The organism is Margalitia sp. FSL K6-0131, from assembly GCF_038008735.1.
GTDB lineage: Bacteria > Bacillota > Bacilli > Bacillales > Bacillaceae_C > Margalitia > Margalitia shackletonii.
The window spans coordinates 837,461-853,974 of record NZ_JBBOZS010000001.1; the positions used below are offsets into that span (position 1 = coordinate 837,461).

20 protein-coding genes and 1 riboswitch are annotated in these 16,514 nt (G+C 36.1%); of the genes, 10 read left to right on the forward strand and 10 right to left on the reverse strand.

Going from position 1 to position 16,514, the window contains the following annotated elements; translation table 11 throughout:
• Nucleotide 1 precedes the first annotated feature (1 nt).
• The 3 genes from pstC to NSQ59_RS04225 all read right to left on the reverse strand — a co-directional run bounded on the left by pstC (nt 2) and on the right by NSQ59_RS04225 (nt 3,849).
• A complete protein-coding gene (pstC, locus tag NSQ59_RS04215; RefSeq protein WP_340829497.1) occupies nt 2-931 on the reverse strand; it encodes a phosphate ABC transporter permease subunit PstC in 930 nt (309 codons plus the stop codon).
• 82 nt (nt 932-1,013) lie between these two features.
• Nucleotides 1,014-1,868 (reverse strand): phosphate ABC transporter substrate-binding protein, encoded by an 855-nt coding sequence (locus NSQ59_RS04220; protein ID WP_126649251.1) that lies wholly within the window; start codon nt 1,866-1,868, stop codon nt 1,014-1,016.
• A 1,087-nt stretch (nt 1,869-2,955) separates the two neighbouring features.
• Nucleotides 2,956-3,849, reverse strand: coding sequence for a LysR family transcriptional regulator (locus NSQ59_RS04225; protein WP_340829502.1), 894 nt, complete (start codon nt 3,847-3,849; stop codon nt 2,956-2,958).
• 139 nt (nt 3,850-3,988) lie between these two features.
• Here NSQ59_RS04225 and NSQ59_RS04230 point away from each other — a divergent pair, with 139 nt between their 5' ends.
• Nucleotides 3,989-4,888: a 3-hydroxyacyl-CoA dehydrogenase gene (locus tag NSQ59_RS04230; RefSeq protein WP_126649253.1), complete on the forward strand. Its 900-nt coding sequence runs from the start codon at nt 3,989-3,991 to the stop codon at nt 4,886-4,888.
• Between the two features lie 49 nt (nt 4,889-4,937).
• Here NSQ59_RS04230 and NSQ59_RS04235 read toward each other — a convergent pair whose 3' ends face one another.
• Nucleotides 4,938-5,138: a Fur-regulated basic protein FbpA gene (locus NSQ59_RS04235; protein ID WP_126649254.1), complete on the reverse strand. Its 201-nt coding sequence runs from the start codon at nt 5,136-5,138 to the stop codon at nt 4,938-4,940.
• Between the two features lie 66 nt (nt 5,139-5,204).
• Nucleotides 5,205-5,308, reverse strand: a riboswitch (SAM riboswitch).
• Nucleotides 5,309-5,571: 263 nt separating this feature from the next.
• Between NSQ59_RS04235 and NSQ59_RS04240 the strand changes: the two genes are divergently transcribed.
• From NSQ59_RS04240 to NSQ59_RS04255, 4 genes are read left to right on the forward strand one after another with little or no spacing between them, the layout of a single operon-like run.
• Complete coding sequence (locus tag NSQ59_RS04240; protein ID WP_340829504.1) at nt 5,572-6,105, forward strand: GNAT family N-acetyltransferase; 534 nt, start codon at nt 5,572-5,574, stop codon at nt 6,103-6,105.
• Nucleotides 6,106-6,147: 42 nt separating this feature from the next.
• Nucleotides 6,148-6,318 (forward strand): hypothetical protein, encoded by a 171-nt coding sequence (locus tag NSQ59_RS04245; protein WP_183102072.1) that lies wholly within the window; start codon nt 6,148-6,150, stop codon nt 6,316-6,318.
• A gap of 35 nt (nt 6,319-6,353) precedes the next feature.
• Entirely contained in the window at nt 6,354-6,863 is a 510-nt protein-coding gene (locus NSQ59_RS04250; RefSeq protein WP_340829508.1) for a DinB family protein, read from the forward strand.
• Complete coding sequence (locus NSQ59_RS04255; protein ID WP_340829510.1) at nt 6,860-7,864, forward strand: phosphotransferase family protein; 1,005 nt, start codon at nt 6,860-6,862, stop codon at nt 7,862-7,864. The genes NSQ59_RS04250 and NSQ59_RS04255 overlap by 4 nt, the downstream gene beginning before the upstream one ends.
• 736 nt (nt 7,865-8,600) lie before the next feature.
• Here the strand turns inward: NSQ59_RS04255 and NSQ59_RS04260 are convergent.
• Nucleotides 8,601-9,299, reverse strand: a complete 699-nt coding sequence (locus NSQ59_RS04260; protein ID WP_340829513.1) for a glutamine amidotransferase-related protein — start codon at nt 9,297-9,299, stop codon at nt 8,601-8,603.
• 197 nt (nt 9,300-9,496) lie between these two features.
• Between NSQ59_RS04260 and murI the strand changes: the two genes are divergently transcribed.
• A complete protein-coding gene (gene murI, locus NSQ59_RS04265; RefSeq protein ID WP_340833132.1) occupies nt 9,497-10,270 on the forward strand; it encodes a glutamate racemase in 774 nt (257 codons plus the stop codon).
• A 114-nt stretch (nt 10,271-10,384) separates the two neighbouring features.
• On the opposite strand, the gene NSQ59_RS04270 is transcribed toward murI, so the two are convergent.
• A complete protein-coding gene (locus NSQ59_RS04270) occupies nt 10,385-10,852 on the reverse strand; it encodes a DinB family protein (protein WP_340829515.1) in 468 nt (155 codons plus the stop codon).
• Nucleotides 10,853-11,170: 318 nt separating this feature from the next.
• Here NSQ59_RS04270 and NSQ59_RS04275 point away from each other — a divergent pair, with 318 nt between their 5' ends.
• Genes NSQ59_RS04275 through NSQ59_RS04285 form a run of 3 tightly spaced genes read left to right on the forward strand, consistent with a single transcriptional unit; the run spans nt 11,171 to nt 13,058 of the window.
• Entirely contained in the window at nt 11,171-11,548 is a 378-nt protein-coding gene (locus tag NSQ59_RS04275; protein WP_126648356.1) for a GntR family transcriptional regulator, read from the forward strand.
• A 2-nt stretch (nt 11,549-11,550) separates the two neighbouring features.
• Nucleotides 11,551-12,408, forward strand: coding sequence for an ABC transporter ATP-binding protein (locus tag NSQ59_RS04280; RefSeq protein ID WP_340829519.1), 858 nt, complete (start codon nt 11,551-11,553; stop codon nt 12,406-12,408).
• Entirely contained in the window at nt 12,408-13,058 is a 651-nt protein-coding gene (locus NSQ59_RS04285; protein ID WP_340829522.1) for an ABC-2 transporter permease, read from the forward strand. Before NSQ59_RS04280 ends, NSQ59_RS04285 begins: the two co-directional genes overlap by 1 nt.
• Before the next feature lie 62 nt (nt 13,059-13,120).
• Here the strand turns inward: NSQ59_RS04285 and NSQ59_RS04290 are convergent, their stop codons facing one another.
• Entirely contained in the window at nt 13,121-13,879 is a 759-nt protein-coding gene (locus NSQ59_RS04290; RefSeq protein WP_340829524.1) for an MBL fold metallo-hydrolase, read from the reverse strand.
• Between the two features lie 118 nt (nt 13,880-13,997).
• On the opposite strand from NSQ59_RS04290, the gene NSQ59_RS04295 reads away from it, so the two are divergent.
• Nucleotides 13,998-14,405: an Lrp/AsnC family transcriptional regulator gene (locus NSQ59_RS04295; RefSeq protein WP_340829527.1), complete on the forward strand. Its 408-nt coding sequence runs from the start codon at nt 13,998-14,000 to the stop codon at nt 14,403-14,405.
• 306 nt (nt 14,406-14,711) lie between these two features.
• Here the strand turns inward: NSQ59_RS04295 and NSQ59_RS04300 are convergent, their stop codons facing one another.
• The 3 genes from NSQ59_RS04300 to NSQ59_RS04310 form a co-directional block, all read right to left on the reverse strand.
• Nucleotides 14,712-15,503 (reverse strand): DUF817 domain-containing protein, encoded by a 792-nt coding sequence (locus NSQ59_RS04300; RefSeq protein ID WP_340829528.1) that lies wholly within the window; start codon nt 15,501-15,503, stop codon nt 14,712-14,714.
• Nucleotides 15,504-15,602: 99 nt separating this feature from the next.
• Nucleotides 15,603-15,839: a helix-turn-helix domain-containing protein gene (locus tag NSQ59_RS04305; RefSeq protein WP_340829530.1), complete on the reverse strand. Its 237-nt coding sequence runs from the start codon at nt 15,837-15,839 to the stop codon at nt 15,603-15,605.
• A gap of 10 nt (nt 15,840-15,849) precedes the next feature.
• Nucleotides 15,850-16,332 (reverse strand): DUF2975 domain-containing protein, encoded by a 483-nt coding sequence (locus NSQ59_RS04310; protein WP_340829532.1) that lies wholly within the window; start codon nt 16,330-16,332, stop codon nt 15,850-15,852.
• Nucleotides 16,333-16,514 lie beyond the last annotated feature (182 nt).

Below are 16,514 nucleotides of genomic sequence, written 5' to 3' on the forward strand. Positions count from 1 at the left end.
GTTAAACTCCTTTTGCCCTTAGTCTGCGAATGATTACAATGCTTAGGGTAGAGATGATTATTAATAAAAATGCCATCATAAATAATGCATCAAACCAGGTCGAATCAAATGGCACCTCTAAAATCTGCATGACGATGTTGCTAGTTAAGACTGCTGTTGGTGTCGTTAAACTATGCGGGAGCTGAGCGGTATTTCCAATAACCATCACAACAGCCATTGTTTCTCCAAGAGCCCGTGCCATTCCTAAAATAGAAGCAGTCAAAATGCCTTTTTTAGCACTAGGCAGAATGGCTCGGAAAACCGTTTGAAATCGCGTTGCCCCAAGTGCGTAGCTAGCTTCGCGAATCTCAGCAGCGACCGAAGAGATGGCATGGTCGCTTACCTGAGTGATGGTGGGAATAACCATGAATGCGAGAACGAGGGAGGAGGCTAGCAGCCCTTCGCCCATTACCGAGCCGGTTATTCGCATAATGAATGGGATGAGAATGGTTAAACCTAAATAACCAAAAATAATGGACGGTATTCCTACAATAATATCCAGCATCGGCCGAATCACTTTTTTCATCCAATTAGGTGCAACCTCCCCGGTAAAGATGGCTATAGCGATGGAAGTAGGTACAGCCAATAGCATGGTTAATGCTGTTAAGGCAATGGTTCCAATAATGAATATAGCGGCACCATAATGATCAGTGCTTGGATCCCAATGTTTGGAGAAAAAGAAAGTAAACACTGAAACATGTTTAAATACTGCAAGACCGCTTTTTCCAACAAAGATAATAATCGATAATAAGACTAGGCATAAGATGATGGCACAACCAAAGGTTGTTAGCTTAAATAGTTTATTTTTGGCATACTTCACATTTACATTTCTTTTGAACAACGTATCTTGAGAAATGGTTCTGTCTTTCGGAGCTTGCTCGATGCTTGCCATAAATACCTCCGTTTAGTAAGAATACCAGCCTATGAAAGGCTGGTACTCCGTATATTTTGAAAATTAGGGGGAACACAAGAACTTATTTTACGTTTTTATAAGGAATGAAGTCTAATTTCTTTAAGGAACCATTTTGGAACTTACTGCTTTGCATATATTGAATGAATTTAAGATTTTCACCTTTTGCAGCGCCCTTAGTTAACAGATAGCCATATCCCCAAACTGGGTATTTGCCGCTAGCGACATTTGCAGCGGAAGGAGAAACATGATTGTATTGAAGGGCTTTTACTGTTTTATCTACATAGGCTAAATCTACGTATCCAATTGCATTTGGATTGGATTGAATGCTTGCGACCATTTCACCGCTTTTTCCAACTTCTTTGTAATTTCCTTTACTCATGAATTTTGCTCCTTTTAGAGCTTTTGCTTGGAAATTAACACGAGTTCCGGAACCGAATTTTCGATTAACCACGACGATTTTGGCGTTTTTTCCGCCAACCTGCTTCCAATTCGTGATTTTTCCAGAAAAGATATCCTGTAATTGCTTAGTAGATAGGTCTTTAACAGGATTAGATTTATTAACAATCGTTGCAAAAGGAGTAACCGCAACTTTATATGCTTTTAATTGCTTGTAGGCCTTAAATCCGCCTTGGGCAACCGTAGCGTCCCAATCACATGCGCCAATTGTAGCAGTTCCCTTCATAACAGATTCAGGACCGTCAATGGAGGATGAACCTGAAACAGAAATGGAAACAGCTTTATGGGCTTTTTGGTACTCTGCCTTAGCTTGTTGAGTAAGAGGAAGCAAAGCTGTCGAACCAGCAACCACAATATCGGATGAGGCTGCTTTTGTTTGATGTGATATACCTCCAAAGATAATACCGGTAGTAGCTGCAACTGCCAATGCAGTAGCCGTTATACGTTTTGCAAGTTTCATATTCACATTCTCCTTTTTAAAATAAAAATGATTTGACCTATTATTCATTTCAAATTAGTAATGGATGAAAGGGCTTTGTTTAAAATGTTTTCCCCCCCTTAATATGTATTCAGGTGTAACGAGTACGTGGAAGTTTGAAAATATATGTCATTTTTACTAGTACAATGTTAGTATAGTGGCTGAATATTAAGAGCTTGTGGATTAAATTTGAAGTTTGTGGATTTTTTGTAATAAAAATATTAAGAATTTTTATAAATTTATAGAATTATTGTGAGCGAAACAAATAAACAACAAGAAAAAAGGAATGCATTTTATACTAAGTAGTTCCGATAACATGGAGAAAATCCAAAATCACAAGTTAAATAACAACAAATTAGCATTACAAATAACAATGAAATAGCACACAAAAAAGCTTGAGGCAACCACTTTAAAGTGGAAATACAAATCAATTTTTTGCTAAAGAACGTACCAGACTTTGTAATTAAGATGTTTTGTCCTTAATTGAGTAACCAGCAAAAGTAAAATAAGCGGAGATTTTCCGGTTAAATGCAGAATGGAGCTCGTTTCGGGGGAAATAAGGGGAAGTTTTCCGTTTAATGCAAAGAAAACTCCCCCATTTTTTTAATTTTTAAGTCAATAGGCGGAATATCTCCGTCTATTTAAGCTTATTTTTTGAAAAAATTCTAATTAAGCGTAATTTTTCCGCCTATTTCTCAGATTGGGGCTTAACCTGGTTCCCCAACTGATAAGTGCGGCCCCTCTTAATCCAAGATTCGGGAATCAGCAGCTTTTTATCGCCAGATGAGAAACATATTCTTCCTTAACAACTTAAATAGCACACTAATTCCACGGACGACAACAACTATTGTCAAGACTCTATTAAGGGTGCTATTTGATCTGATGTTTTGAGACTATTTTCTATAAAATCATTGTAATACAAGAAGTATTTTACTGTGCTAAAATGTTTGCTAATCCATATGCCAATTACAAATGTTGTGTTTCCTTTATCTCGAGGTGAGCGACTACGAAATCCGTACGCCGATTAGCAAGGCGCTTGCGCTTTTCTTATTGTTCTGTCATTAAAGTATTAAATATCCAATGATAACCTATTAATAAATGTTTTGGCAATTTGGGAAGAAGGTTTGTTTTTGTGACGAACCCACCCATAAGGAACAATATTTTTATTCGGGGTTTTCAAATCGATGGTCATAATGTTTTGGTTATTCTTTCGATTTTTATGAAAGGAGAAGTCCAATCCTACGGTAACGGCTACGCCTTCTTCCACTGCATTTTCAATGGCAAACGTATTATTTGTTGCAAACAAAACATCAATTTCAGCAAATTTTGCAACATTTTCTTCCAGAAAGTTTTTAATAATATCATCCTCATATAGGACCAATGTTTCCTTTATTAGCATTTCTGGCGTGACGGATTTTTCACTGGATAAATGAGAATCCTTATTAACAGCAACAACCATTTTGCCTTCTAACACAGTTTCAAACACTAAATCACTGTTTTTCGGGATGTAATCTTCATCAAGCACCATCAAGCCAATATCCATTTTATTGGATAAGATATTTTCGATGATTTCCTTAGGTCCTTTCTCAAAAATTTCGATCTTAACGTTTGGAAAATCTTTTTTAAAACGGGCTACAGTTTCTACAAGTAAGTGGGTGGGACCAGGAATCGTAGCGATTCTTAATTCACCTGACAGTGTATGGTTGAAGCTATTCGCTTCTTCTTTTAGCTCATTCACTTTCATTAATATTTCCGCTGCTTTTTCAATAATCACCTTTCCTTCAGGTGTTGGTGCAGCACTTTGCCCCCGTGACCTTGAAAATAGCGTTACCCCCAATTCACTTTCTAACAATGAAATGGATTGGCTGATTGCCGACAAAGTAATATGCGATTTTTGGGCCGCCATCGTTAAGGACCCGGATTTGGAAATTTCGACGATATATTGTAATTGTTCAAGATTCATCTTTTGCTCCTATATTAAGTATTACTTAATTATTAATTAGTATATCTAATTTTTATTTAATTTAAAACGTTGTTATAATTAGGGGGTAATAAAAGATATTAATAAGGAAGCTTCTTTTAAGAAAAGAGGAGAAAATACGATGAATTACAAAAATATCACCGTTGCAGGAAGCGGCGTTTTAGGAAGTCAAATTGCTTACCAAATTGCTTTCAAAGGCTTTAATGTAAATGTATATGACATTAATGATGAAGTATTAGGCAAAGCAAAAGATAGAATCTCGGATTTGAAACAACGTTATCAAGAAGATTTAAAAGCAACAGAGGAAGAAGTAAATTCCGCTTTTAATCGAATTTCCTTTTACAGTGATTTAGCAAAAGCAACTGCTGAGGCGGATCTAGTGATTGAAGCAATCCCTGAAGTGGTTCAAATAAAAACAGATTTTTATAAAGAACTAGGAAAAGTAGCTCCGGAAAAAACGATTTTTGCGAGCAACTCATCGACATTATTGCCAAGCCAATTTGCAGAGGCGACAGGCCGTCCGCAAAAATTCTTAAATTTGCACTTCGCGAATGAAATTTGGAAAAACAATACTGCGGAAATCATGAAGCATCCTGGAACGGACGCGAAAGTATTTGAGGATGTAATTGATTTTGCCAAAGCCATCGGAATGGTTGCATTACCATTGCAAAAAGAGCAGCCAGGGTATATTTTAAATTCATTATTAGTTCCGCTTTTAGATGCAGCGCAAATGTTGTTATTAAATGAAATTGCCGATCCGGAAACCATTGATAAAACATGGATGGTAGCAACAGGAGCACCAATGGGTCCATTTGCGATTTTAGATGTGGTTGGAATCACAACCGCTTATAATATTACACTCGCCAAAGCGGAAGCAACAGGTAACCCTGACTATAAAAAACTTGCTGATTTATTGAAATCCGAGTATATCGATAAAGGAAAGCTTGGAAGAGGAACAGGGGAAGGATTCTACAAGTATCCTAATCCAACTTTCATGAACCCGGATTTTATACAAGCTTAATATAAAAGCAGATATCCCTTTCTAGAAAGGGATATTTGCATTTTCCAATTTAAAAATTTCTCCACCGGATGGAATCGATACCGCTGTGAGGGTGGTTTTTTGATTGAATTTTAAAATATTCATATTCCAAATCCGATAAGGTTAACTCAAATAAATGCTTGCCGTCTTTTTTATATTGATCAAGTTCAATTAACTTACTAATTAATTCGTTCCTTCTAGTTTCAACAGCTTCCCTTAGTAATTTACCCATAAAAAAATCCACTCCTTTTTAATGAATAAAGATAAGAAGAGGATTACTCGAATACTTATGAACCTCAACTTATCTTCCAAGCATATGCTTGCAGGAATTAGCACAGGATTCCATTGGAATCTGCTGCTGAGGTTTCATCGGGCCAGTCCCTCCACCTCTCTGGATAAGTTTCCATGACATGTTAATTTTATTATTGATAATAGAATAAATCCTATAATTCCTATTTGTCAACTTATATTTATTTCTATTTCCATTTTTTATGCCAACAATTTAGTGGCAACCGAAAACGGACACCGGAACAGGCGCAATCCATAAAATTAGAATAATTTATGAAATGCTACATATCTTTTTTTAGATTATGGAAAGTTTTCATACAGCAGGAATTTTATAGCAAATGTCGAAGATTAATAAAAAATCATTTGGAGGAAGAGGAATGCCTGTATTCAAAAATAATGTGAAATGCATTATTAGGACTGCAGCTTTAAAGGATGCTAAGCAAATTTTGGATTTAGAGTATTCTATCATTTGTGAGAGGGAATTTTTCATTTCAGTACCTGAAGAAATTGAGAAACCATCCATACAGGAACAAAAAGAATGGATTCATAAGATAATCGAAAATGAAAAAGAGACAATGCTTGTGGCTGAAATAGATGGCGGGGTTGTCGGCTGGATAGTATTTCAATCTGATAATCGTAAAAGATTATCACACACTGGTTCTTTAAGCATGCTGGTTAAGAAAGAATACAGAGGGATGGGAATTGGAAAAATGCTCTTGAAAGCATTATTAGACTGGGCAGAGAAAAATCTTTTTATCGAAAAGGTAAGCTTAGGAGTATTGTCAACCAACCTTAGAGCAATATCCTTATACAAGAGTATCGGGTTCTTGGAAGAGGGACGTAAAATAAAAGAATTCAAGATGAGTGAAAATGAGTATGTTGATGATATCCTAATGTATAAATTTGTATAAACTAATGTTAAGCTGTAGGACACATAAAAGGGGGGTTTTTCTATGACCTTCAAAAAAGCATTTAATATTGGTTATTTTATCTTTCTGCTCACTATGATGATTGTATACTTTTTCATTCCTGCCGAGCGAAAATTTCCAGTCATTCTTATGCTGACGGTGGTCTTTGGATTATATCAATTTATCTTTTTGTTTTATAAAAAAAGAGTTTCTTAATCAACGAGGGGCTGGCCTAAAAGGGAGAGGGTTTAATGAGTGATCATGAAGTGCTGGAAACGTTCAAAAAAGATTTGCAAAACTATTCATTAGAGCAGTTACAATATATTTCGGCTGAAGGTGTTTGGTCTATTGGGCAAATGTATGACCATTTGATTGTTGTTGCCAATGAGTACCTAGATTATATGGAAGCCTGTGCATTAGCAAAGGAAGAGCAAACGCTTGGAAAAACGGAGTTCGGGGAGAATTTATATAAATTAGGCGGCTTTCCCCCTATTAAAATCAAATTACCAACTGAATTAAATTCCCCGCCAAACAATTCGGCAAGCAGAGAAGAACTTACGAACAGACTGGATCAGGTAATCGAAAGAATGAGAGAATGGGAAATGAAAGTGGATGGTATCAATCCAAATTACAAAGTGAAACATGGGGGATTTGGCTGGCTAAATGCGAGGGAGTGGTACGATTTAGTCGGCATGCATTCCCGCCATCACCTGCGTCAGAAGGATGAATTAGAACAAAAGCTAAAGAAGGTTGTTAAATGACAACGGAAATCATTTTTGCTTCCAATAAATTAGGCCATATCCATAACGAGCAATTGCAGCTTATGCTGGATAAATTTCATTTAGGACAGCTGGTTTCCTCTACGAAAACGGCAAATGGGGCAATGGGACAGACGATGCTTATCACATCAACGGAAGGGAAATTTGTGTTGAAGGGAAACCCTTTGTATCCTGGACAATTGGTGGAGGAAAAATTTTTTATTGAAAATCTCCATAAAAGAACAAAAGTAAAGGTTCCCATTCCATATAGGATAGACGATTCGGAAGAAATATTCGGTTGGAGCTATTCGCTTATGCCATGCCTCCAAGGGGAGCATATGAATTCCGGTCACTTTCAAGCTTTATTGAATGCAGAGGACAAGCATCGACTTGCTGAAGCAATTGCAGAAACTTTAAGGGAGTTCCATCGTTGGAAAGTGAAGCAATTCGGTGAGCTTGATACCGGGCATTTTGGGATAGTTCCATTTAAAGAAGGCTATGTAAAATGGCTGTATAACAGAATTATGTTTTGGTTAGAAGATGCGAAGAAATACTCCGTGATTACAACGGATGATATAAAATGGACAGAAACATTGTTGGAGGGCTCTAGACAAAGCTTCGAAACATTTACTTCCCCAACATTCGTGATGGGTGATTTTAAGCCCGGTAACTTTTTGATTAACAACGGTTTGAATGGCTGGGAAATCAGTGGGGTATTCGACTTCACTAATGCTTATTTCGGAGATCCTGTTTCGGATTTAATAAAGATGATGATTTATTATATGGATAACGGGGAACAGGAGATAGCGAAACATCTTTTAAATGTTTATTTGGATGATATAAAAAATAAAGAGGCAGTAAAAAATCGCCTGAAAATACATATGCTTCAGCAGCGCGTTTTAGATTGGGGATGCGCAAAAGCAATCAATATGGTAACTTGGGACCCCAATCTTCCGTTTTCCCAGTGGGTGGAGACTTATACGAATTTTTTGGATAAAGAATAACCTTCCCAAAAATATTAGTAACGGGTTTACTTTAGAGGTGTAAACATTATAAAACACATAGCAAAACGCACTTGAATTCACACTATCATTCACAGTGCGTTTTTATTAATTTATCAACATTTTGGCGAATTTTAATTGCTTATCGTTTCCTAATTCACATAGTAAATCACAGAATATGAAATAATTATTGGAGGATGTGTGAATTTTTTGTGGTTTAGTACGTGGATTATGTTGCGATTACAGAGATAGTTGATTTGATTTTAATGGGTAACTTTCACGGCTGGATTAGTGGGGCTAAGGAGACAGAGCGAATGCTCCCCACAACGCATCTAAATAAGGTTCATTTGGTTTTTTGAAACATAAAAAGTCTTATCCTTAATGGAGTAACCAGTGATATTTAAAATAAGCGGATTTTTTCCGGTTAAACCGCAGAAAAGAACTCGGTTCGAGGTATATAAGCGGAGGTTTTCCGCTTAAGCAAAGTAAAATGACCCATTTTCACGTTTTTCGAGTCAATAGTCGGAATTTTTCCGTCTATTAAAGCTATTTTCAGTCCTATTTCGTAATTAAGAGGAATTTCTCCGCTTATTTATCAAACTCGCTTTAACTTACAGATGCTTTAGCGAAAAAAAGCTGAGAGATATTTGCATCTCCAAGCCTTTTTGATTCAATATGCTGTGATTTGTTATGTGATTAGGTTTGTAATTTACCGTTTTGCACCTCGTAAGTGAACCCGTTAAGATATTGTAAAAAGGGCCTTTATAAAAGCAGTAATCAATGGGTGCGGATGTTCTTTGCTTGTATTCATTGCTGGTTGAAATAATGACAAGATAAAAAAGGGATGATGAGGCAGTTCGAGAATTCGTGCTTCACCGTCTTCATTCACACCTGCAACAACCAAGCCGTGTTCATCCAACATTTCTTGATATTCAGGACTTACTCCATAATTGCAGTTATAGGTCTCTGTTATTTGCGCTTGTTGGATTATTTCATATACTTTTGTCTTTTTCTTTATAAAAACAGATTGATGGATATTTCCGCGAAGGGAGCAGGATAATTTGCTTACTACTTTATTTGCCGCATTGGCATCAACCTCTTCGGTATTTACATCGATTAATCCCACGACATTTTTCATGAATTCGAAAATTCCATACTGAAATCCGCTGCAATTTCCTAAGAAGGGGACCTGTTTTGATTCTCTAATCCATTTAATGGCATCTAAAACATTATCATCCGAAACATACGGCCCACCAGGTGCTAGCCAAAATCCATCATATGTACTTAGATCTATTTGATGTAAATTTTGGGTGGGCAACCATTCATAGTCCAATTCAGGATACTGTTCTTGTTTATTGATTTCAATTGCTTTATTGATGGCTGTATGATTGAGTAAGTTTTCCTTAAAGTCACCGATAATACCTATTTTTTTAGACATGTACATCCTCCTTTGTTCGATCTAAAAAAATTATTGTAAATCAATTAAAAGTAATTGTACAATACTTTTTTAGGTGGGGAAGTTTTTTGTGTTGGTTTAAGAAACGATCCTCACCGAATGAGTTAAACGAGTCGTTATTTCAAGACTGCTTCGTAATGTACAGAGTTAGAAAGAGTAAAAAGAGAAGAGTGGAAGAAATGAGAATTGGATTTTTTGATTCAGGTATTGGCGGAATGACCGTACTTCATCAGGCATTAAAAATTTTACCAAAGGAAGATTACCTCTTTTATGCAGATACGTCACACGTACCATATGGTGAAAAATCGAAGGAAGAGGTAAAACAATATATTTTTGACGCAGTGGAGTTTATCGCAAATCAAGGCGTTAAGGCGATAGTCATTGCTTGTAATACAGCTACAAGCATCGCCGTACAAGACCTTCGTGAAAAATATGATTTCCCTATTTTGGGTATTGAGCCAGCGGTAAAACCGGCTGTTCAAAAAAGTGAAGAAAAACAGAAAAAAGTGTTAGTGTTGGCCACTAGATTAACTCTTAAGGAAGAAAAATATCATCACCTTGTCAAAAGTATCGACCATCATGATATTGTAGATAGTATTCCTCTTCCAGGTCTAGTAGAGTTTGCGGAGAAATTTGAATTCAGGGAGGAAAAAGTGTTGCCATATTTACAAAGGGAGCTCTCCTCACTTGACCTAAAGCAGTATGGAACGGTTGTTTTAGGATGCACCCATTTTCCGTATTTCACTAATTCCTTGAAGAAGTTATTTGATAAAGAGGTTGAAATGATTTCCGGAAGTATTGGAACAGCAAAAAACTTAGAGAGAATATTAAAGGAAAGAAATTTACTGGGCAACGGAAAAGGTGACATTACCTTTTTTGCTTCTGGTACAAAAGTGGACAAGGGCACACTCTCTAAGTATAAAAATTTGTTTGGTATCTTAGATCAAATATAAGGGTTTATTTGAAAATCTAGGAATAAGTACTATATAAAAGCCGATATCTTGCAAATCAAGATATCGGCTTTTTTCTTGTTAAGGAAATGATAATATTCAACCATGCAGCACTTTTTATTGTCTCTCCCAAAACGCTGGCGGTTCAATCCCAAGTAACCGTAAGTAAATATAACCTTGGCCACGATGGTGGATTTCATTTTCCAATGCATTATGCAGACGTTCAAAATGACTCATTTCGCCGCCAAAAAAGGGATCTTTTTCTACGGTGTGCAACCTTTCCTCGGTGATTTTTGGCCACCATTTTTGCACATCCTCCGTTGTTTCATGACAAGCGTCTAAGAGTTCTTCTTTGGTAGAAATACCAGCAAATGATTGGCTATATTCCCATTCACCGAGAGCAATACCGCGTATGTATGCTCTTTCAATATCTAGTATCTCTAAAATCATTTTTGAGAAAGGCCGAAGTGGTTCTACCGGTGAAAAAGTGAATAACTTGTCTTCAGGAAAAGCCTCAAGTGTTCGAATCGTTAAACGACGATTCCCGTCTAAATTTTCGCGAAATTGCTTCAATGTCATGACCATTATTGGTCGCCTCCTTTATTAATTGTCTCTTTCATTTTAAAACGTCACCCCTGACAAAAGTGGTCAGTGAAAAAGAAAAAATCATACCTTTTTTAAGTGTTCAATACAATGAAGTTATTTACCTTTTAATAGTCAGAAGCCGTATTCCTTTGATTAAAAAATGCGGCTCATAATGACGTTGAAATCCGTACATCAGAGATGCGGCGCCTGTTTATTTTTTTTAGATATTGATAACCAATTAGGAAAAGATTATAATGTGAATAGTGTATATACTGTATATGTTGTATATTAACAGTTATAAAAAGAAGAGGTTCATTTATGAAAATAATAATAAAAAATGTATCGGATCAGCCTTTATATTTACAAATAAAAGAGCAGATAAAAGCAAGTATTCTGCAAGGAGAACTGAAAGAAGGCGAGCAGCTTCCATCCATTCGGGCTTTAGCGAGTGACTTGAATGTAAGTGTACTTACCACTAAAAGGGTGTATGAAGAGTTAGAAAAAGAAGGCTTTATTGTAACGAAGGCTGGCAAAGGGTCTTATGTTGCTCCGGAAAACCTGGAGATGATGCTAGAAACGAAAAGGAAAATAGTTGAAAAACAACTATTAGAAGCATGGAAAACAGCAAAGTTGGTGGGAATAACGAAAGAGGAATTTCTTTTAATGATAGATTTACTTATGGAAGAGGATGATTAGATATGAAACCTATTTTAGAAGTGAATAATTTGAGTAAAGCATTTAAAAATTTTTCATTAGAAAATGTGAGCTTCACGCTTAAGGAAGACTGTATCACAGGCTTTATTGGGGTAAATGGGGCAGGGAAAACAACTACTATTAAAGCAATCTTGAACTTAATCTTAAAGGATAAAGGCTCTATACGATTTCGAGAAAAAGATATCGAAAAAAATGAAGGAGCCTTTAAGGATCGAATAGGTGTTGTGATGGATGAGGGGTATTTCTATGAAGATTTGACCTTGAAGGATATGAAAAGTGTCATAGCACCGGCTTATTCCACATGGGATGATTCTGTTTTTCATCACTATATTGATAGATTCAAGCTCAATCTGTCTCAAAAAATATCAACTTTATCAAAAGGCATGAGAATGAAATTTGCGCTTGCTATCGCACTATCTCATCATGCTGATTTATTGATTATGGATGAACCGACCAGCGGTTTAGATCCTCTAGTCCGCAGTGAACTAATGGAAATTCTTTTAGACTTTATGATGGAAGAAGGGAAAAGTGTATTCTTTTCCACACATATCACTTCCGATCTAGAAAAAGTGGCAGATGAATTGATTTTAATAGATGAGGGGCGAATTTTGCTGCATGAAGCAAAAGATGAATTAATAGACAGACATGCTTTAGTTAAAGGGGATACAGCCTTTTTGAATGAGTATACAAAGAAATTATTTTTAAGTTTGCATATCACTTCGTATGGTTTTGAGGGAATTACGGATCAGTTATCCGTCGTAAAAGAACAGATGAGTCAAATCGTTGCGGAAAGACCTAGTATTGAACAAATAATGCTGGCTTATTTAGGAGGGGATCAATAATGTTATTCCACCTTGTGAAAAAAGATTTGCTATTAACCAAAAAATATTGGCTGTTTATGATTATTTTTGCATTTGTTGCACCCATCATTATTTCTGCAAAATTAGGTTTCAGTAATGATGGATTTATTAGTTTGCTAATAACGGTGCTATTTACGGAATATGTGTTGTTTAATTCTGTTTCCATGCTAGAGGAGAAATCCAAAGGATCTGTACTTTTATGTACGACACCATATAAACGCGATGGTGTGATAAAAGCTAAATATCTTCTGATCCTGATCATTTTTTTAGGCTGCATTATTTTGTATGCATTGTCAACATTTATAGGGATATCACCGACACTTCAAACATTAAGTATTGAACAAATGGGAGTCATTATGCTTCTGGTGTCTCTGTTTTTCGGTATCCTCATTCCTGTTCAGGTGAAATTCGGATATGAGAAGACAAAATATATTGGCTTTTTCATCGTTTTTCTAACACCTTTCGTATTGCCGCATTTAATGAAATGGATGGAGGGAGCTAACATAAGAATTGATGTTCCGTTACTATTATCCAAACCTATTTTTGCATGGCTTCCCTTTATTGCTTCCATTATTATCGGCTTTGTCTCCATGCTAGTGTCCGTTAAGATTTATACTAATAAGGATTTATGAAAGTTCATCCGTTCGCTAAATACCGAGAAAGCGAACGGATTCTTTCTTTTAAAGAACTTTCATTAAAATAAATAGGTTTGGCCATCATCTGGAACTAAAATGTTGCCCGATAGTTCTTTCTCAGCGATGAAAGCTTTTAATTCTTTTCGAGTTAATAAGCAGTGATTGACAGACTCCATATGGGAAACGATTATAGTTGAATGTTGGGCATGCATGTAGGTTTCATAAATATCTTCTTTCGTCATAATAATAGGATCACCTTGAAGAAATTGAGCAGCACCTCCATTAACAACAATTACTTCAGGGGTATGAGTCTTAATCGCATCTTGAACATCGCTGCACCATATTGTATCTCCTGCAATATAAAGTGTCTTTTCATTCGGGTGCTTGAAGACAACACCGCAAACTTCCCCCATCCTCATCCCTATTTCTCCTGTACCGTGTTTTCCGTTTGTTCTAGTTATGCAGATGCTCCCAATACTAGCACCATTCGTCAATGCTTCAACATTATAAAAACCTTCTTTTTTAATGGCTTCAGCGTCCTTTTCGTTTTGTGCATAGATTTTTATCTCTTTAGGTAAAACACTTTTGGCAGTATCATCAAAATGATCAAGGTGTAAATGGGTGACGAAAACTGCGTCAACCTGAATAATCTCTTCAATGGAAGTAGGTAAGCTAACCAATGGGTTAGACAATTCTTGATTTGGTGTATTCGGGAACGGCGGAAATGTCCCTTTTTCTGCTAAAAACGGATCGATTAAAAACTTTCTGTCTGCATATTGTATTACAAGTGTTGCATTTCGTATTTGTCTGATATTCATAAGGTGTTCCCCCTTTTGCAAGATTTATGGATAGTATAAAATGAAGAAAAATAAATTTACATAGATAAAATCAAGCAATTATGGGGTTTCACTTGAAATGTGAAAGGATGGATCTCGGGTGTTAGATAATACAGATAAAAAAATTATAGAAGAACTGACAAAGAACGGCCGGATTTCAATGAAAGAATTAGGGGAAAAGGTCCACTTGACCGGGCAGGCAGCATCAACACGAGTATTGAAATTAGAAGAGAAAGGTGTCATCGAACGCTATACCATTAAATTAAATGATAGAAAAATAGGTTACTTTGTTCACGCATTCCTTAATATCTATACGAAGAATATCCATCACCAGCCATTTTTATCGTTTATTCATACACAACAAGAATACATCGTAAATAACTTTAAAATCAGCGGGGAAGGCTGCTATCTTCTGGAGTGTAAATTTCCGTCTAATGAGGTACTGGATCAATTTTTAACCGAATTAATTAAGCATGCTAATTATAAATTGTCGATTGTGATTAAATAAGGATTGAAATTTTTCAAGCTAGTTTGGGTTATTTTTTATTAGATTGGAGTATGTAATCGGTCAAAGATATGTTAGAAAACGTTTCAGCACAGTAATGGCATCTGTATCCAAAGAAAAACAAGGTACAATAGGAGCTAAACCTCGGCCTTGCTCCTATTGTTCATAAATAATCTAACAAAAAAGAGCATTAATCCTTCTTTGATGAATGCTCCTTTAGCTAACAAGAATCTTATTATTTCGCATTAAAATATGTTCTAAAAAACGCGAATTTCTTACTAGTATAAGGCCACTGCTTTTTTAAATAGGTTATAAAAAATGACTAGTATCCATACTGGCAAGGCTTTTTCCCTTAACCTGCTTTAATGTTGCTACTATAAGAAAGCTAACAATTACTAATAAGAGCCATGAACTCACCTTTCCTAGATCTACGAGACTCCATGCATCGGTTTGGTTTGGATATTTCCAAGCTCCAAAGAAGGTCGCGATGTTTTCGGCTATCCATATAAAAAAACCAATGAGCACAAAAGAAAGTGCGAGTGGCATACGATACCGAGTTCCGTTAACTTCGTATGTAACCCATGATTGCCAAAAGACGATAATGACAAGACCAGATAACCACCAACGAACGTCAATCCAATAATGGTGTGTAAAAAAATTCAAATAAATTGCAGCTGCAAGAAGTACAACTACTAAAAACGGTGGCCACTTAATCAATTCAACCTTTAACCTCCTCCACGCCTGGCAAAGATAGCTCGCTACACTTGCATACATGAATCCGCTATACAAAGGAACTCCGAAAATTTTGAAATACCCTTTCTCTGGATAAGACCAGGAGCCCATATGTACCTTGAAAAGTTCAAGAGTAAGTCCAATAAGGTGGAACAATGTAATAACTTTAAGTTCATCACGTGTTTCAAGCCCCGAATGCAACATCCACCACTGCATCAGAAGACAGATGATGAGCAGCCAGTCATACCGAGGTAGGAAGGGGAGAGGTATAATTTGTGTGAGAGCTAAAGAAGCAAATATTACGACAGGAAACAAACATGATAGGGCCTGCTCCCAACCAAAATGAACGAGTTGTTTTAGCGCTCTCATGATTTATGCCTCCAACGTTGTTTCTGCTTATAATAGTAGTTAAATAGATTTAGGTTTATATACATACGGTTACTGCCAAAAACTTTCTTTTCCCTGCGATTAAATATTCCCATTTTCATCATGGGTATCCTCATCACTTCGGTATTCTAAAATATCTCCAGGCTGACATTCTAACGCTTTACAAATTGCCTCTAAAGTAGCTAATCGAATTGCTTTTGCCTTTCCATTTTTCAATATAGAAAGATTCGCCATTGTGATTCCAACCTTCTCGGAAAGTTCCGTTACGCTCATTTTCCTTTTCGCCAGCATCACATCAATATTGATTATTATTGCCATGTTATTCACCTCAGATCGTTAAATCATTTTCCGATTTTATATTAATCGCTTCTTGTAAAAGCCTTTGGAGAACAGCGGCAAAGACTGCAATAATCATGGAAGCAAAAGGAACAACCAATCCGATAAAAACTACACCTGGGGCATCGTCTTTTTCCGCGAATAAATAGAAGAGCGGTATGACTAGAACATGCAAGATACTGATTATGATTGCACAGTATTTGATTTTCTTTAATGCAATGACAGAAATTTGCGAGAAAGCTTTATTCACATCAATATAGCTTAACAGCTTAAAAGCCTGATACAGAGCAAAGTAAAAAGGTATCGCCGATCCATAAAAAACGATGAAAACGAAATATTTTATATAAGGAAACCCTGGCAATAATTTTGTTGCAATATTCGCTAACTCAGGCACCAAAAATATACACAAAGCAAGAATGGGGATTCCAATAAAAATAACAGCTATCTTTAAAAAGAGGGTCGAGACTTGTTTCATAATAAGCACCTCACTTATTTATTATAAAATTGATCTTAACATAAAATTTATCGTTTTACGATAAAAAATTATCGATTTTATTTACTTTTTTATTGTCATAGATATACGTATTCGGCTTATATATCACCAATAATGATTCTATGTACAAAACAATATAAAGGATTTTACATGAAAAAAGGGAA

Coding starts and splice junctions, on each gene's coding strand:
- NSQ59_RS04230 (WP_126649253.1), top strand. CDS start 3,989: ATGAATTACAAAAATATCACCGTTGCAGGAAGCGGCGTTTTAGGAAGT.
- NSQ59_RS04305 (WP_340829530.1), bottom strand. CDS start 15,839: ATGGCAATAATAATCAATATTGATGTGATGCTGGCGAAAAGGAAAATG.
- pstC (WP_340829497.1), bottom strand. CDS start 931: ATGGCAAGCATCGAGCAAGCTCCGAAAGACAGAACCATTTCTCAAGAT.
- NSQ59_RS04250 (WP_340829508.1), top strand. CDS start 6,354: ATGAGTGATCATGAAGTGCTGGAAACGTTCAAAAAAGATTTGCAAAAC.
- NSQ59_RS04255 (WP_340829510.1), top strand. CDS start 6,860: ATGACAACGGAAATCATTTTTGCTTCCAATAAATTAGGCCATATCCAT.
- NSQ59_RS04235 (WP_126649254.1), bottom strand. CDS start 5,138: ATGGGTAAATTACTAAGGGAAGCTGTTGAAACTAGAAGGAACGAATTA.
- NSQ59_RS04220 (WP_126649251.1), bottom strand. CDS start 1,868: ATGAAACTTGCAAAACGTATAACGGCTACTGCATTGGCAGTTGCAGCT.
- NSQ59_RS04280 (WP_340829519.1), top strand. CDS start 11,551: ATGAAACCTATTTTAGAAGTGAATAATTTGAGTAAAGCATTTAAAAAT.
- NSQ59_RS04290 (WP_340829524.1), bottom strand. CDS start 13,879: ATGAATATCAGACAAATACGAAATGCAACACTTGTAATACAATATGCA.
- NSQ59_RS04260 (WP_340829513.1), bottom strand. CDS start 9,299: ATGTCTAAAAAAATAGGTATTATCGGTGACTTTAAGGAAAACTTACTC.
- NSQ59_RS04275 (WP_126648356.1), top strand. CDS start 11,171: ATGAAAATAATAATAAAAAATGTATCGGATCAGCCTTTATATTTACAA.
- NSQ59_RS04240 (WP_340829504.1), top strand. CDS start 5,572: ATGCCTGTATTCAAAAATAATGTGAAATGCATTATTAGGACTGCAGCT.
- NSQ59_RS04310 (WP_340829532.1), bottom strand. CDS start 16,332: ATGAAACAAGTCTCGACCCTCTTTTTAAAGATAGCTGTTATTTTTATT.
- NSQ59_RS04245 (WP_183102072.1), top strand. CDS start 6,148: ATGACCTTCAAAAAAGCATTTAATATTGGTTATTTTATCTTTCTGCTC.
- NSQ59_RS04270 (WP_340829515.1), bottom strand. CDS start 10,852: ATGGTCATGACATTGAAGCAATTTCGCGAAAATTTAGACGGGAATCGT.
- NSQ59_RS04300 (WP_340829528.1), bottom strand. CDS start 15,503: ATGAGAGCGCTAAAACAACTCGTTCATTTTGGTTGGGAGCAGGCCCTA.
- NSQ59_RS04285 (WP_340829522.1), top strand. CDS start 12,408: ATGTTATTCCACCTTGTGAAAAAAGATTTGCTATTAACCAAAAAATAT.
- NSQ59_RS04225 (WP_340829502.1), bottom strand. CDS start 3,849: ATGAATCTTGAACAATTACAATATATCGTCGAAATTTCCAAATCCGGG.
- murI (WP_340833132.1), top strand. CDS start 9,497: ATGAGAATTGGATTTTTTGATTCAGGTATTGGCGGAATGACCGTACTT.